Below are 904 nucleotides of genomic sequence, written 5' to 3' on the forward strand. Positions count from 1 at the left end.
GGCCGGCTGAAAGGCGTCCCACGGGCGCCACCGTCGAAATGTAGCCCGCGGCGCCCGTTTCTCTCCAAAAAGTGGCCCCGCGGCTACCGTCGTCTCCAGAAGTGGGTAGTGTCGCCATACCGGCAACTCCGGCAGAGCGTGTCGACTCGGCGAGGTGGGACACCACAGGCGCACCGATGGCAAGGTGTGGTTGTAGGCATGAACGGTGGGTTCTCGGCAGCCCAGGCACCTATCGTCACCTACCTGTCGTCACCGAACGCGCTGTGGCAGACTCGGACCACGCCGATGAGGAGGCGCCATGCGTGAGCTGCGAGCGGTCGCGCTCAGCGAGGACGGCGGCTACCTCGTACTCGCCGACGCCGCCGGCGGGCCCGACGCGGAGAAGTTCCGGGTGCCGGTCGACGACCGGCTGCGGGCCACGTTGCGCGGCGCGCGGCGCAGCGAGGTACGCCAGGAAAGCGCGCTGACCCCCCGCGAGATCCAGGCCCGGCTGCGGGCCGGTGAGACCACCGCGGAGGTCGCGCGGGTCGCCGGCATCGCGGTCGAGCGGGTGGAACGCTACGAGGGCCCGGTGCTCGCCGAACGGGCCCGGGTGGTGCAGGAGGCGCGGGCCGCCCTGCTGCCGAAGGATCCCGGCGGCGCACCCGGCCGTCCCCTCGGCGAGGTGGTGGACGCGCGGCTGCAGGCCGCGCAGGACGACCCGGAGAACGCGCAGTGGGACGCTTGGCGCCGGGTGGACGGGATCTGGCTGGTCCAGCTCACCTCGGAGAGCCGCTGCGCCCGCTGGACCTGGGATCCGGTGGTGCGCCGCGTCCGCCCGCACGACGACGCGGCCCGGGCGCTGGTGGCGCCGGAGGCCCCGGCCGAGCCCGCCGCCCCGCCGCCGCCGCAGCCGGTCTTCACC

1 protein-coding gene is annotated in these 904 nt (G+C 74.1%); it reads left to right on the plus strand.

From position 1 onward, the window contains the following. Positions 1-298 precede the first annotated feature (298 nt). On the plus strand, positions 299-904 hold a 606-nt coding region (sepH, locus tag NBW84_RS11645; RefSeq protein ID WP_250284465.1), incomplete at its 3' end, for a septation protein SepH.

The sequence above is a fragment of the Protofrankia sp. CiP1_Cm_nod2 genome (assembly GCF_920664355.1).
Lineage (GTDB): Bacteria > Actinomycetota > Actinomycetes > Frankiales > Frankiaceae > Protofrankia.